The organism is Muriicola sp. E247 (assembly GCF_041358175.1).
Classification (GTDB): Bacteria; Bacteroidota; Bacteroidia; order Flavobacteriales; family Flavobacteriaceae; genus Muriicola.
Genome location: NZ_JBGKBE010000006.1, coordinates 135532 through 149157, shown reverse-complemented (window position 1 = coordinate 149157; position 13626 = coordinate 135532). Strand labels below are relative to the sequence as shown.

12 protein-coding genes and 1 tRNA gene are annotated in these 13626 nt (G+C 43.1%); 5 read left to right on the top strand and 8 right to left on the bottom strand.

Annotated features, from left to right (window positions below; all coding sequences use genetic code 11):
• The first annotated feature begins 107 nt into the window (after positions 1-107).
• The 4 genes from ACA086_RS10430 (at position 108) to rpe (ending at position 5248) form a co-directional block, all read left to right on the top strand.
• Positions 108-2327 carry a polyribonucleotide nucleotidyltransferase gene (locus tag ACA086_RS10430; protein ID WP_371003244.1) on the top strand — a complete coding sequence of 740 codons (2220 nt, stop codon included), beginning with the start codon at positions 108-110 and terminating at the stop codon, positions 2325-2327.
• 164 nt (positions 2328-2491) lie between these two features.
• Positions 2492-3355, top strand: a complete 864-nt coding sequence (locus tag ACA086_RS10425) for an RNA polymerase sigma factor RpoD/SigA (RefSeq protein ID WP_266011705.1) — start codon at positions 2492-2494, stop codon at positions 3353-3355.
• Positions 3356-3537: 182 nt separating this feature from the next.
• Positions 3538-4521, top strand: coding sequence for a hypothetical protein (locus tag ACA086_RS10420; protein ID WP_371003243.1), 984 nt, complete (start codon positions 3538-3540; stop codon positions 4519-4521).
• Between the two features lie 64 nt (positions 4522-4585).
• Positions 4586-5248 (top strand): ribulose-phosphate 3-epimerase, encoded by a 663-nt coding sequence (rpe, locus tag ACA086_RS10415; RefSeq protein WP_371003242.1) that lies wholly within the window; start codon positions 4586-4588, stop codon positions 5246-5248.
• On the opposite strand, the gene ACA086_RS10410 is transcribed toward rpe, so the two are convergent.
• A complete protein-coding gene (locus ACA086_RS10410; protein WP_369747102.1) occupies positions 5245-5670 on the bottom strand; it encodes a CBS domain-containing protein in 426 nt (141 codons plus the stop codon). The two genes, rpe and ACA086_RS10410, sit on opposite strands and share 4 nt — an antisense overlap.
• Before the next feature lie 161 nt (positions 5671-5831).
• Between ACA086_RS10410 and ACA086_RS10405 the strand changes: the two genes are divergently transcribed.
• Positions 5832-6854 carry a YpdA family putative bacillithiol disulfide reductase gene (locus ACA086_RS10405; protein ID WP_371003241.1) on the top strand — a complete coding sequence of 341 codons (1023 nt, stop codon included), beginning with the start codon at positions 5832-5834 and terminating at the stop codon, positions 6852-6854.
• A 95-nt stretch (positions 6855-6949) separates the two neighbouring features.
• Here ACA086_RS10405 and ACA086_RS10400 read toward each other — a convergent pair whose 3' ends face one another.
• From ACA086_RS10400 to ftsZ, 7 genes are all read right to left on the bottom strand, one after another.
• Positions 6950-7501 (bottom strand): type 1 periplasmic binding fold superfamily protein, encoded by a 552-nt coding sequence (locus tag ACA086_RS10400; RefSeq protein WP_371003240.1) that lies wholly within the window; start codon positions 7499-7501, stop codon positions 6950-6952.
• A gap of 14 nt (positions 7502-7515) precedes the next feature.
• A complete protein-coding gene (locus ACA086_RS10395; RefSeq protein ID WP_371003239.1) occupies positions 7516-9918 on the bottom strand; it encodes a TonB-dependent receptor domain-containing protein in 2403 nt (800 codons plus the stop codon).
• A 75-nt stretch (positions 9919-9993) separates the two neighbouring features.
• Positions 9994-10293 (bottom strand): hypothetical protein, encoded by a 300-nt coding sequence (locus ACA086_RS10390; RefSeq protein ID WP_371003238.1) that lies wholly within the window; start codon positions 10291-10293, stop codon positions 9994-9996.
• Between the two features lie 425 nt (positions 10294-10718).
• A tRNA-Arg gene (locus tag ACA086_RS10385) sits at positions 10719-10792 on the bottom strand.
• A gap of 16 nt (positions 10793-10808) precedes the next feature.
• Positions 10809-11132, bottom strand: a complete 324-nt coding sequence (locus ACA086_RS10380; RefSeq protein WP_371003237.1) for a TraR/DksA family transcriptional regulator — start codon at positions 11130-11132, stop codon at positions 10809-10811.
• Positions 11133-11143: 11 nt separating this feature from the next.
• The gene (locus ACA086_RS10375; protein WP_371003236.1) at positions 11144-11593 is read right to left on the bottom strand and encodes a GatB/YqeY domain-containing protein; all 450 of its coding nucleotides are present in this window, start codon (positions 11591-11593) and stop codon (positions 11144-11146) included.
• Positions 11594-11691: 98 nt separating this feature from the next.
• The gene (gene ftsZ, locus ACA086_RS10370; protein ID WP_371003235.1) at positions 11692-13620 is read right to left on the bottom strand and encodes a cell division protein FtsZ; all 1929 of its coding nucleotides are present in this window, start codon (positions 13618-13620) and stop codon (positions 11692-11694) included.
• Positions 13621-13626 lie beyond the last annotated feature (6 nt).

Below are 13626 nucleotides of genomic sequence, written 5' to 3'. Positions count from 1 at the left end.
CTCGGTTTTTCATTGGTCCACAACACAACAACACAACTTCGGCCGGCCATGAGGGCGGCAGAGACCATTGTTTAACATTCCTGAAGAAACAGGATTAACTAAAAACTATGATTCCAAAGACATTTAAAGAGGTCATTGACCTCGGTGACGGCAGAACTATTTCTATCGAAACCGGAAAACTTGCAAAACAGGCACACGGTTCTGTTGTTGTTCAATCGGGTAAATGCATGTTATTGTGCACCGTTGTATCCAATTACAAAGCGTCTGATGTAGACTTTCTGCCTCTTACGGTTGACTATCGCGAGAAATTCGCTGCCTCTGGCCGATATCCGGGAGGTTTCTTTAAAAGAGAAGCCCGACCCAGCGATGGAGAAGTTCTTACCATGCGACTTGTAGACCGGGTATTAAGACCCTTATTTCCCAAAGACTACCATGCGGAAACGCAGGTAATGATCCAGCTGATGTCTCATGATGATGACGTTATGCCCGACGCTATGGCCGGATTGGCCGCTTCTGCTGCAATACAGTTATCCGACTTCCCTTTTGAATGCGCCATCTCAGAAGTACGCGTAGGAAGGGTTGACGGTAAATTCATTATCAACCCAACCCGTGCACAGCTCGAGGAATCCGATTTAGAAATGGTCATCGGGGCTTCAGAAGATTCTGTGATGATGGTAGAAGGAGAAATGGGAGAAATTTCCGAAGAGGAAATGGTAGAGGCCATTAAATTTGCCCATGAAGCGATAAAGGAACAAGTTGCTGCTCAGAAGCGACTTGCCGACGCTTTTGGCAGGAAAGAAGTAAGAGAATACGATCAGGAAGATGAAGATGAAGCTCTGGCTAAGAAAATCCATGACATGGCTTATGACAAAGTATATGCCATCGCCAAAGCAGGTTCTTCTAAACACGAACGAAGTACCGCATTCTCTGAGATTAAAGAAGAGATAAAATCATCCTTTTCCGAAGAAGAACAGGAAGAAAAAGGTGATCTGATCAAAAAATACTATTACAAAGCAGAAAAAGCAGCCGTCAGGGATCTTACCCTTAACGAGGGACTTCGATTAGACGGACGTAAGACAGATGAAATCAGGCCTATTTGGTGTGAAGTAGATTACCTGCCTTCAACTCATGGTTCTGCCATTTTCACGAGAGGAGAAACTCAGGCTCTTGCTACTGTAACCCTGGGAACTTCAAGGGAGGCGAATCAAATTGATATGCCCTCCTATGAAGGCGAAGAAACATTCTACCTCCATTACAACTTCCCGCCTTTCTCTACAGGAGAAGCGAGGCCAATCAGAGGTACCTCAAGAAGGGAAGTAGGACATGGTAACCTTGCACAACGTGCACTAAAGAGGATGATCCCGCTTGATTGTCCTTATACTGTACGTGTAGTTTCAGAGGTGTTGGAAAGTAACGGTTCGTCTTCTATGGCTACTGTTTGTTCCGGGACGATGGCACTTATGGATGCCGGGGTACAGTTGAAAAAACCAGTATCGGGAATCGCCATGGGACTGATCACTGATACGGAGTCTGGAAAATACGCAGTGCTGTCTGATATTCTGGGAGACGAAGATCACCTGGGAGACATGGACTTTAAAGTAACCGGAACTGAGGATGGTATTACCGCATGTCAGATGGACATAAAGGTAAAAGGTCTTTCTTACGAGATTCTCGTAAAAGCATTGAAACAAGCCAGAGATGGAAGGTTACATATCCTCTCTAAATTAACTGAGACCATTGCAGCACCTAACAGTGATGTAAAACCTCATGCCCCAAAAATGGTTACCGCTACGATTCCTGGAGAATATATCGGTGCTTTGATCGGGCCCGGAGGAAAAGTGATCCAGGAATTACAGAAAAGTACAGGTACCACCATTGTAATTAATGAAGACCCTGTTACCGAAGAAGGCTTAGTTGAGATCCTGGGAACTGACCAGGCCGGAATAGACGCTGTTTTAGCAAAAATTGATTCTATAACGTTTAAACCGAAAGTGGGAAGCGTTTACGAGGTTAAAGTAATCAAAATGCTCGATTTCGGAGCTGTGGTAGAATATGCTGAAGCTCCGGGGAACGAAGTCCTGTTGCACGTCTCAGAACTGGCATGGGAACGGACAGAAAATGTTTCCGATGTGGTAAATATGGGCGATGTGTTCGACATTAAATACATCGGTATAGATCCGCGTACCAAAAAAGATAAGGTTTCCAGGAAAGCTTTACTTCCAAAACCTGAAGGTTACGTAGAAAGACCTCCAAGAAATGACAGGAGAGATCGCGGTGACCGAAATGACAGAGGACAAAGAAGACCCTCAAGACAGCGAAGAGACTAATCTTTCGACCTAAGAAGCTCAAACCCCGGCATTTTGTCGGGGTTTTTTGATTTTTTTAACATTTTATTGAAAATTTCCTTACCTATTTGTAACATTCTCTCTTTTTATACGTATAAGTATATGCAGCACATGCAATAAACCCTAAATTGAAAGGAACCTATTAGATGAGACAGTTAAAGATTACAAAACAGGTGACCAACCGGGAAACGGCCTCACTTGACAAATACTTACAGGAAATTGGTAAGGTAGATTTGATCACGGCTGATGAAGAAGTGGAGTTGGCACAACGTATCAAGGCAGGAGATCAAACCGCCCTTGAAAAACTGACCAAGGCCAACCTCAGGTTTGTCGTTTCTGTGGCAAAACAATACCAGAACCAGGGTCTTACCCTCCCTGATTTGATCAACGAGGGGAACCTGGGCCTGATCAAAGCAGCACAACGTTTTGACGAAACCCGTGGTTTTAAGTTTATTTCCTACGCCGTTTGGTGGATTCGCCAGTCGATCCTTCAGGCTTTGGCTGAACAATCGCGGATTGTACGCCTTCCTTTGAATAAGATCGGCTCTATAAATAAGATTAATAAAACCTTCGCATTTCTAGAGCAGGCACACGAAAGAGTGCCATCTGCTGAAGAAATTGCAAAGGAACTCGATATGACTGTGGAGGATGTAAAGCAATCCCTGAAGAATTCAGGAAGGCACGTCTCCATGGATGCACCTCTGATAGACGGGGAAGATTCTAACCTCTACGATGTATTGCGCAGCGGAGAGTCGCCAAATCCTGATAAGGATTTATTGCATGAATCCCTGAGAACGGAAATCGAAAGAGCCCTGGAAACATTAACGCCCAGAGAAGCTGATGTGATCAGACTATACTTTGGCCTGGCAGGGCAACATTCTATGACCCTCGAGGAGATTGGTGAGACCTTTGACCTCACCAGGGAACGTGTCAGACAGATCAAAGAAAAGGCAATTCGAAGGTTGAAACACACCTCCAGAAGTAAGATACTGAAGACCTACCTGGGATAATATTTCCCGGGGGCAAGAACACGGATGTCCAGTCCTTAAATTGGAATACTGGAGATTTTAGTGTATTTTGCAAAAGATAACAACAGTGTATCATGACTGTTCGTTTTTTGATTGATGAATAAACTCCGGCTGATTACCGGAGTTTTTCATTTCAACCAATCACCAACCTAAAGCCGATTTAAATGTCTGTAAATGCCATCAAAAAGGAGAAAATAATTGCGATCCCAACCCTTATAAAGCGACTTCTGCTAGTGAGTGGTATTTTATCTATCCTCCTGAATACATCCTGTAAGCAGGAAAAAGCCTATATCCCGGCAACACCTACCCCCTTCACTACTCCTTCGGGAAAAGTTTATCAGCGAAATATAGCCAGTGGTAAGGCACTGGAAGATTTCCAGCAAGCGAGAATTGCCTATTTAAAAGATACCACCGATGTAGACCTTCTCATATGGTACGGCAGGAGAATGGCCTATCTGGGAAACTACGAAGATGCCATAGCCATATACTCAAATGGTATCAAAAGGTTTCCTGAAGATGCCCGACTCTACAGGCATCGAGGTCACAGATATATCTCAATAAGAGAATTTGATAAAGCCATCGCCGACCTGGAAAAGGGAGCAGCTCTTATCCTTGGCACCGAAAATGAAATAGAACCCGACGGGATGCCCAATGCAATGAATATCCCCGTTAGCACCCTTCACGGTAACATTTGGTACCACCTGGGGCTTGCCTATTACCTCAAACACGATTATAACAATGCCTATAGGGCATATCTCAATTGCCGTGAAAGCGGATCCAACCCCGATAATCTCGTATCGAGCACCCACTGGTTGTATATGATACAGCGCCGTCTCGGAAACAAAACTGTGGCAGATAGTCTTTTAATCCCAATCGAAAATGGATTGGAGGTGATTGAAAATACAAATTATTATGATCTCTGTAGGTTTTACAAGGGCCTGATCCCTGTAGATTCCCTCACAAAAGCCAAAGAAATGTCTGCTGCCTCAGATGCCGTGTCCTACGGCCTGGCAAATTGGTATTTTTATGAGGGGATGGAAGAAGAAGCCATAGAAATATGGATGGATATAATAGAACGAGATAGCTGGACTTCCTTTGGTTACATTGCTGCTGAAAGCGATCTCAGTAATATCACCATCAGAAAATAAGACCCTCTTATCTCTGAATAACAAGGGTTTGTTTACTTTTACACTTATAAAAATCTGCTGATCAATGAATCACGTTAAAATTGCCCCTTCCCTCCTGGCCGCAGACTTCGGAAATCTGCAGAGGGATGTGGAATTGGTCAATGAGAGCGAAGCCGCGTGGCATCACCTTGATATCATGGACGGACTTTTTGTCCCCAATATATCTTATGGAATGCCTGTAGTTAAAACCATCGCTGAACACGCAACAAAGCCTTTGGACACCCATCTTATGATCGTCGACCCTGACAGATACATCCAGACTTTTGCAGATCTTGGGGTGTATATGCTAACGGTACACTACGAGGCTTGCACCCATCTACACAGGACAATCCAGGCCATAAAGGCAGCAGGAATGAAAAGCGGGGTTGCCCTAAATCCGCATACCGATGTCTCATTATTGGAAAATGTGTTGAATGATCTTGACCTGGTACTTGTAATGAGTGTCAATCCTGGTTTTGGAGGTCAGTCTTTTATTCCCAGGACTTATGATAAGATCAGAAAACTTCGGAAGATGATCGAACAGCAGGAGGCGTCTGCTCTTATTGAAGTGGATGGCGGGGTAAATCTTGAAAATGCCCCCAGACTCATTGAGGCCGGGGCCGATGTCCTTGTAGCAGGTAGTTCGGTATTTAAGTCCGAAGATCCTAAAAAGATTATCGCAGAACTGGCAGCTACTACCTTTTCCTAGAACATGGAAAGATAATATTTTAAGAGGTCCGTTGTAGTCACTATTCCAACTACCTCTCCATCATCAACTACGGGTAAGGAGTGATATTTGCGCTTTACCAGTAATTCCGTGGCATCCCGCACTGTTTCTTTAGAACTGATCGATTCAGGGGTCCGAACCATTAGTTGGTTAATGGAAAACATTTCGTATATCTCCGACTTTACATTGTCTTCTTCCCGAAAAGCACCGTCTGCAAAGCTCAATCGTAACAGATCGTTCATACTGAGCATCCCCACAATTTTTTTGTTGTCCGTGACGGGCATATGTCTGATGTTGTTTTTCTTGAACAAATGTTCTGCTCTGTCTAGTCCGTCCTTTATATCAACCGAAATAATATTCTTGGTCATTATAGTTGAGATGGGTATGTCTATAGAAATGGTCATGATGAATTGTTTTAGTTTTATTACCTAAATATCCGATTCAATACTCCGGAAAAGAATGATAATTGTCAGGTTTAAGCCTCCTACCCAGGATTAGGGAATTATAATAAGAATATGCCTAGTTTTGTGATGTTGAAATAATTTATCTGATTACGAAAGAAAAAATGAAGAAGGATTTTGATCTGATTATCGTAGGGGGAGGACCTATTGGAATTGCATGCGGACTGGAAGCTCAAAAAAAGGGATTGTCGTACCTGATCATTGAAAAAGGACCTATTGTAAATTCCCTGTTTAATTATCCTGTGAACATGCAGTTTTTTTCATCTTCCGAAAAATTGGAGATAGATGAGATCCCTTTTATCAGCAAAGAAGCCAAGCCAAAGCGAAATGAGGCCCTGGAATATTACAGGAGAATTGTAACCTCAAATAAGCTGAATATCCATCTTTTTGAAAAGGTTAGCTCAGTAAAGAAATACAACGAAGAATTTGAGGTAAAAACAGAGAAAGAAACGTATGGTGCAAGGCAAGTGATCATATCCACAGGGTTTTATGACCTGCCCAACAAACTTAATGTTCCCGGTGAAGAACTGCCGAAGGTATCACATTACTACAAAGACCCTCACTTTTACGCCAGCCAGAAACTAGCCGTAGTAGGGGCCAGTAATTCTGCAGTGGATGCCGCCCTGGAATGCTGGCGTAAAGGTGCTGATGTTACCATGATTATTAGAGGCCCTGAGGTGGGTCAAAGAGTAAAATACTGGGTAAGACCCGATATCATTAACCGAATAGAAGAAGGAAGTATTAAGGCCTATTATAATACTACCGTTTCAGAGATAAGACCCGATGTGATCATCCTCAACACCCCAGAAGGGGAGGTTGAACTTCCTAATGATTTTGTCCTGGCACTTACAGGATACATGCCAAATTTTGAGTTTTTAGAGACCATGGGCATCCAATTATCCGAAGATGAGAAAAGACTCCCTGATTACAATCCGGAAACTATGGAGACCAATATAAAAGGCCTCTATCTTGCCGGGGTAATCTGTGGCGGGATGGAGACTCATAAATGGTTTATAGAAAACTCAAGGATACACGCCAAGATTATCATTGCAGAAATCCTGAAAAAAATGAAAGCGAACACAAAGACAGTCTCATCCCCTTCCTTCAAAGAAGGCAAACCTAATTAAAAAACTCCTCAATCAACCGGATATATAAATCCGATTAATTAAAGGGTTTAGCTAATTCAGGTTATTACCCTTGATAATAAACGCCCTTGAACCGACTAGTCTATTGTTACGGAAAATGTAACGGCTAAATCGGTTTCTCCTCCTGCATCTGCCAAGCCTGTATTTGGTTTTGTAGGCTCATGACGCAGGGTAAAACCAAGGGTTCCTGTACTGGCTGCTCCTGTACTCAGAGTAAATAGCGTTCCCAAAGGATTTCCATCGTCATCAAAATTGGCGTAATCCGTAGTGGCATCAAGTCCGCCACTAATCGTATAAAAAAACTGGTGTTCTTCGTCTTCCGCTTCCACTTCATCCGTAATATTCTCTGCAGGTGACTCCGTTTCATTGAGTATAACTATCGCTCCTCCGTATACCGTATTCGCTACAAAATTGCCTGAAACGGTCACCACGGGGGCGTCTGGCCCGTCACCGTCGAGATCCCTGCTTTGCAAGGTTATGGTGTCACCCCCTCCATTGGGGACCAGGGTAACTGTTATGGTCGTAATTATCTCTTCTTCATTTACCGGAACCGGATTGTCGTCGTCAGAACATGAAGTAAAAAGAAATCCTGAAAGTAGTACAAGCGTAAAGAATTTAATGTTTTTCATAGTCATGATTTATTTTAATAGTTAAATATTAATTGTAATTGAATGTTTCTGCCCATTCCATCGGCAAAAAATCGTTGTCTGTTTAAATAGTCCCTGAAAGATGTATCGAATATATTATTTACGTTAACGGAAGCCGTCAATGCCGCTGAATCTCCAAGGGAAAAGTCCATCTTAGAGGTAAAGCCCAGCAGATGGTATGCATCGGGTGGAGTGTTAATCTCCAACAACACATCTTGTTGCTCCTCAGGGGAGAATACCACTATGTTCGGAGGGAATTCATTTTGCCGGAATACCAGGTTACTCATCAGAGCTACTTCCAACCCGTTCCATTCTCTTTTTACAAAACGGATCCTGTTCCTAAAGTTAGCCGATGGGATATTGATCAAGGCGATATCGTTCTCCGTATCCTTTCCTTTCACTATGGAAAACTGATGGTCGGTTTCCCATCGATCACTCCAATCTATGTAGGCAGATGCATCGAGGCCTATAAGTCGACTGTCTGTCTGACGATACGACCAAACGGGAAATGCACCTCGAATGGTAAACTCAACCCCGGTTGGTTCGAGGACAATAAAATCTGAAACAAAATTTGCGTAAGGTTCAAGGGTAAAGCCCCAGTTTGTATTTCGCTTTTCATAGGAAAGTGAAATCTTACTGGAAGTTTCGCTATTGATTCTCAGGTCTCCCAATTCAATACGTGCTGCGGAATGATGAAGGCCGTCACTAAAAAGTTCAGATGGGTTAGGTGCTCGTTGCGCCAGGGCGTAATTAAGTCTAAAAAAGGTATTGTTGTCTTTGTTATATTTTACACCTGCCGTTCCCGAAAAATTATTGAAATCGAGTACAGGGTTGGTCAGCAACTGAGTATCCAGGTCTTCTATAATGATATCACTGAAATCCTGATCGTAGCCCCTTTCTTCCCACCTGCTGGTTAGATAAAACTTGGTGGCATCGATACGGGAAAAATCGTACCGAAATCCGGCATCTAGGTTCCAATCCTGGGAAATTCTATACTCAGCAATACTAAAAATACCCAAATCGAATTTCTCATAATCCGGGATAAGCCTGCGTACACCTGTATCTGGATTAGGAAAATTATCCTGGTACCTCCCCATTAGACCTAACTGCATCTCTAACCTTTCATTGGCATCCCACTTAAAATCAGTATTGATCGTATGGGTAGTTAGTTGGAGGTCGAGAGAAGCTCTATCATCAAGTTCACCACGTCTTACGTCGTACTCCAGCCTTCGATTATCCTGAAAATCGTATTGTAGACTCCATTTTCCAAGGCCCTGAAATCTTTTATACAAGGCTATTTTTCCCAGGTAATGGGTAACCTGCTGCCTTGGATTTTGCAAGTCGTACGTAAAGGACCGTATAATCTGGGGGGTACCACTGTTGATACTTCTGATCAGATCATCGACATTACCGATATGTGAGGCCCTTAGGATAGCGATTTCTGCATCGTAGTAAGAAAACCGGGCGTCTATGCCCCAGTTAAAGGTCTTCTTCCCAGCCTGCAGCGATATACCGGTTTCCCGGATACCCGTATTGGATAAAATATAATCCGGGGCTTCCTGATCCCCGAGGCGTTTATAGGATCCCTGGACTTTGGCAAACCATTGGTTTTCGAAGACCTTCGATAGTTCAGAGGATATTGATCCCCCACGTCCGTTGGTCATTCCGTTAAGGATGGTCTTACCATAGAGTGTATCCTTAGCCGGCATGATTTCCTGCTCCATCAGGATAACACCTCCTACCGCATCTCCCCCATATTGAAGCGCAGCGGCCCCTTTTACAACTGAAATGGCACTGGCCGAATTGATGTCTACATTGGGTGCGTGTTCATCTCCCCATTCCATATCCTGCATACGTACTCCATCATTCAGAACCAGGACCCTGCTTCCGTTTAATCCGTGAATTACAGGCTTCACTATTGTTGCCCCGGTATTTAAGCTGGAGACACCGCTGATTTCATTTAATGCATCACCCAAACTACCCCCACTATACCTGATCAGCGTCTCATTATCGAGCCGTTCTTCAATTCCGGAGTTGGTCTTTTTTACAACAGCACCTCCAACGACCTGTACCTCATCTAATTCTTCCAGGTGATGTTCAAGGAAAAAATCCTTTTCTGTCTCCCCTGAGATCGTAACAGGAAAAATAAGGGTTCTGCAATCAGGGTGCATGACTTCTATCTCATAGTCTCCACTACATATATCTTTAAAGACATATTGCCCGTTTAGGTCTGTAAAAGCCGATACATTCATATCTGAAATAACCAGCGTTGCACCAACCAGGGGGGTCTTATTGTGAAAATCGAGAACCTTTCCGGTAAGTTTATCGTTGCATTTCTGCCCTATCAATATAAACGGCAGGAGCAAAGCGCTCAAAAAATATAAGAGTCTGAAAGACATTAGATGAAATAATAAATTAATATGGCCTGCATCCCAGGAATGCAAAAGAGTATTGCTCAAGTTGTCTGTATAGACCTATAGAGCGGGGGGAGGTCGACTAAAAAGGGATGGAAAGAAATTATCTTCTTTAAAAAACGCGTCCCTGCTTTCCAAATGTCCTTGAGAGGGGACGTTGAATACAATAGCAGGTTTTACTGCCTGGGCGGGGGTATCGTAAAGAAATGATTCACTTAATACTGAAAACAGGCACAATTCGCATTTTTCAGTGTCGGCTTCATCACTATGGGATAATGGGTGATAACTTATTCCCTTGCCTAAAAGGAATAGACCGAGTAGCAATAAAGAAAAAGTGATCTTTAAACTGTTACCTCCCATAATTTCAAAATTAAATAATGATTTGCTTCCCACTGTTAAGGATATGCTAATATTGTGCTTATTCGTGCTCCTATTCCGGTTTTCATGAAGAATTTAATCTTTACTAAGATAGCTGAATCAAGCTTTTATTTAAAACTCAGAACAGAATCAGAATAAGGAAAAGTGGTAAGGAAATATTCCCCAAGCTGATCGTCTCAGGCAGGCAGGGGGGTTGAAAACCAAAAAAAGAAGACTTCGCTTCGCAATGGATTACCTCACTACCGTTCGATGAGCCTCACGGCACTCCCCTCTGGAAATACCAACCCTGCATGGGCCCTGTCCCATGCGGTTTTAGTTTCCCTAGCGCCAGCTTTAAGCATGCTTAAATTGGCGCTTTAGGAAACTAAAAACCCCGCAACTTCCGTTGCGGGGTTTGGTGCTTGTAGTGACCGCGGGAGGATTCGAACCCCCAACCCTCAGAGCCGAAATCTGATATTCTATCCAGTTGAACTACGCGGCCTTTATCTGCCTTTTTCTTAGCGAGCGCAATTTACACAAAAAGAACTTTCCGGAGCTAATAAAATACGTTCAATAGGAATCTCTGCCGTGCATTTCATGCATTTTCCAAAATCTTCAGTATCCAGCAGGGAGAAATTGCGTTCCAGGCCTTTTAATTGTTCTTCAGCCTTGCGCAGGGCCGCTTCCATGACTCCCTTATTGTTAATAGCATCCATCCTCGATACCCTGCCGATGGCATTGTCGGGAGCCACAGGACCGCTTAAATCGCTGTATTGCTTTATTCGTTTTTCCGTCCTTGTGATTGCGGATTGTAATAGTGCCCTAAGTTCAGAAGTATCCACGACGCTACTACTTAGTTCAAATGCTTTCTGACAATCCCCGAGATCGTCTTTCCATCTGCTTTCCCTGCAAGTTTTTTAGATACCTGACCCATCACAGGCCCCATATCTTTCATTCCACTTGCCCCCATTTCCTCTATTGTAGACACCACTACCTTTTCAATTTCTGCTTCCCCAAGCTGTTCTGGAAGGAATTTCTCGATAACAGCGACCTGAGACATCTCTGCTTCTGCAAGGTCTTTCCGACCTTGTTCGGTAAAGATTGCTGCACTGTCTTTCCTCTGCTTCACTAAACGCTGAACCATTTTTATCTCTTCTTCTTCAGTGAGTCCTTTTCCCCCTCCTTTATCGGTTTGGGCTAACAAAAGTGCCGATTTTATGGCCCGAAGCGACTCCAAAGCAACAGTATCCTTCGCTTTCATCGCTGTCTTCATTTCCTGCATTACCTTATCCTGTAAGCTCATAACCCTTTATTTTTAGTGATGTGAAGTTAAAAAATAAACCCGAAACGAAGGGAATCATCTCGGGTTTTAGAACGGTTGAAACAACCAATCAAAATTAACTAGTCTACATTATCGTGTAAAAATGAATTGTTAGAACGCATTTGAATTTCATCATTGCTATCCTCACCCAGTGTTGTCCTGGAAACCTTTCCCTCCTTAGGGTTGTCGTTCAAATTAACTCCCTGACGTTTATAAGCGGGTTCCTTTTCAATTTCTTCAATATGGCCCATACTATTCTGAAACTTATAATTGAAATCCTTAAGTTTTTTCCTGCGTTCGTCGGCCCTGGCCTTCAATAGTTCTTCTATAGGTGAAGACATCGGATCGATCTCCTCCGGATTCATTTCTTTATTTGATTGTTCGTAGGCACTTACGGTTTTGTGTTCAAAAACAAGTTCATCCTCAACAATCTTTGGATCGAAATCCTCTGCCTTGGAACGAGCGCCGGTTAACTTGGATTCAAGCTCCATATAATCGTCAAGGCTGTACCGTTTTTCTCCTTCTTTATTGTACTCTAATACAGGAATTACTTCGATATGTTCATTTACATCTATATCACTGATGTCTTCATCAAGGGAAAAAGTAATCACGTGCTCTTTATCTTCCTCTTCTTCAGGTTCTCCTTCTTTGGATAGGGGCATATCAAAACTCATGCTGATCTGCTCCTTGCTCTCTTTTGAGGAAACGGTTACAGGATCGACAACTTCGATGTCAAATAGAGCTTCCTTTGAATCAATAATCACAAAACTATCTTCATCGATATCTTCAGCTACTACTTCATCATAAAAGACGTTGAAATTTCTAATGAAATTAGTAGTAGGAATCAAATCCATTTCTTCCTCAATTTCTAAAACGTGCTTTACAATAGGCTCAGTTTCTTCCTCTTCCATGACCAGCTCATGAACCACCTGTTCAGACTCCATAAGCTGTTGTTCGGCCTTTTGGTCTTCTTCCAGGGTATGGATGATTTTTTTGGATTCGGTATTGACGATTTCATCCTGCTGGTCCACGTTAAAACCCGTTGCAATAACAGTAACGGCTATAGCATCTCCTAGAGTTTCGTCCTCACCTACCCCCATGATTATATTAGCGCCGTGACCTGCCTCTATTTGAATGTGATCATTGATCTCTCCTATCTCATCTATTGTAATTTCTTTTGTACCTGAGACTATTAATAACAGTACATTTTTCGCTCCATTGATCTTATTGTCATTGAGCAGGGGAGAATCGAGCGCTTTCATGATGGCCTCCTGAGCCCTGGCTGAACCTGAAGCCATGGATGATCCCATAATAGCAGTACCACTGTTCGAAAGCACTGTTTTGGCATCCCTTAAATCTATATTTTGAGTATAATGGTGTGTAATAACTTCTGCAATTCCACGGGCTGCAGTCGCCAGAACTTCATCTGCCTTGGAGAAACCGGCTTTAAATCCGAGATTCCCATATACTTCCCTGAGCTTATTATTGTTGATGATGATCAGGGAATCTACGTGCTCCCGAAGGCGCTCAATTCCTTTTTGCGCCTGCTGACACCTCATTTTACCTTCAAACTGGAAGGGCATTGTAACGATTCCCACAGTTAAAACATCCATTGACTTTGCCTGTTTTGCGATGACAGGAGCAGCACCAGTACCTGTTCCCCCACCCATTCCGGCTGTAATGAAAATCATTTTTGTTGTGGTATCGAGCATGCGTTTTATTTCTTCCATGCTCTCAACTGCTGCCTGCTCCCCTACTTCAGGGTTGGCCCCTGCTCCCAGTCCTTCTGTCAGGGAAACCCCTAGCTGAATCTTATTGGGTACCGGGCTATTTTGGAGTGCCTGGGAATCTGTATTGCAGATGACAAAATCAACTCCATTGATTCCCGCCTGGAACATATAATTTATGGCATTGCTACCACCACCGCCAACGCCGATCACTTTTATTACATTACTTTGATTCTTGGGGAGGTCAAAGGAAATACTTTCAAATTCGGTGTTCTTGTTCATGATACT

What these genes read in the sequence shown, in the direction of transcription:
- ACA086_RS10390 (WP_371003238.1), bottom strand. Translation starts at nt 10,293, where the DNA reads ATGGGAGGTAACAGTTTAAAGATCACTTTTTCTTTATTGCTACTCGGT.
- rpe (WP_371003242.1), top strand. Translation starts at nt 4,586, where the DNA reads ATGAATCACGTTAAAATTGCCCCTTCCCTCCTGGCCGCAGACTTCGGA.
- ACA086_RS10410 (WP_369747102.1), bottom strand. Translation starts at nt 5,670, where the DNA reads ATGACCATTTCTATAGACATACCCATCTCAACTATAATGACCAAGAAT.
- ftsZ (WP_371003235.1), bottom strand. Translation starts at nt 13,620, where the DNA reads ATGAACAAGAACACCGAATTTGAAAGTATTTCCTTTGACCTCCCCAAG.
- ACA086_RS10420 (WP_371003243.1), top strand. Translation starts at nt 3,538, where the DNA reads ATGTCTGTAAATGCCATCAAAAAGGAGAAAATAATTGCGATCCCAACC.
- ACA086_RS10405 (WP_371003241.1), top strand. Translation starts at nt 5,832, where the DNA reads ATGAAGAAGGATTTTGATCTGATTATCGTAGGGGGAGGACCTATTGGA.
- ACA086_RS10395 (WP_371003239.1), bottom strand. Translation starts at nt 9,918, where the DNA reads ATGTCTTTCAGACTCTTATATTTTTTGAGCGCTTTGCTCCTGCCGTTT.
- ACA086_RS10375 (WP_371003236.1), bottom strand. Translation starts at nt 11,593, where the DNA reads ATGAGCTTACAGGATAAGGTAATGCAGGAAATGAAGACAGCGATGAAA.
- ACA086_RS10425 (WP_266011705.1), top strand. Translation starts at nt 2,492, where the DNA reads ATGAGACAGTTAAAGATTACAAAACAGGTGACCAACCGGGAAACGGCC.
- ACA086_RS10400 (WP_371003240.1), bottom strand. Translation starts at nt 7,501, where the DNA reads ATGAAAAACATTAAATTCTTTACGCTTGTACTACTTTCAGGATTTCTT.
- ACA086_RS10430 (WP_371003244.1), top strand. Translation starts at nt 108, where the DNA reads ATGATTCCAAAGACATTTAAAGAGGTCATTGACCTCGGTGACGGCAGA.